The 391-nt window shown below is 45.3% G+C and carries 1 protein-coding gene; it reads left to right on the plus strand.

Translation table 11 applies throughout. The annotated features are described in order from the left end of the window. The coding region (locus KVT32_RS28985) for a TIR domain-containing protein (protein WP_217619301.1) at positions 1 to 373 on the plus strand (373 nt) is incomplete at its 5' end. Between the last annotated feature and the right edge of the window lie 18 nt (positions 374 to 391).

The following is a 391-nucleotide window of genomic DNA, read 5'->3' on the forward strand; positions in this document are numbered from 1 at the left end:
TCTGCGTCGTTCGTTACATGAACGGCTCGCTAACTCAAAGAACATGGTGCTGATCATCGGGGAGACTACGCGATTCGATACCGACTGGGTTCCGTTTGAAATTGAACAAGCAGTTGATCGGTATGAAATTCCTATCATTGCTGCATACACTGATTATCGGACTCCGATCCGTAACGCTGCAGCATTATCTGAATATTGGCCGGACACGTTGGCGTATCGGATTGAAAAGCTCCAAGCAAGGGTGATTCATATCCCGTTTAAGAAGGTTGTGCTAATGGATGCAATGGGCCAGTTCTCGCACAACAAAATGCCTAAAAGCGCTTTAAGCGTGTACAGTAAAGAAGCATATCGTGCATTTGGGATTGAAGGCTAACTAATCGTTATGTTTTGG

The sequence above is a fragment of the Achromobacter sp. GbtcB20 genome (genome assembly GCF_019091095.1).
GTDB lineage: Bacteria > Pseudomonadota > Gammaproteobacteria > Burkholderiales > Burkholderiaceae_B > Achromobacter > Achromobacter mucicolens.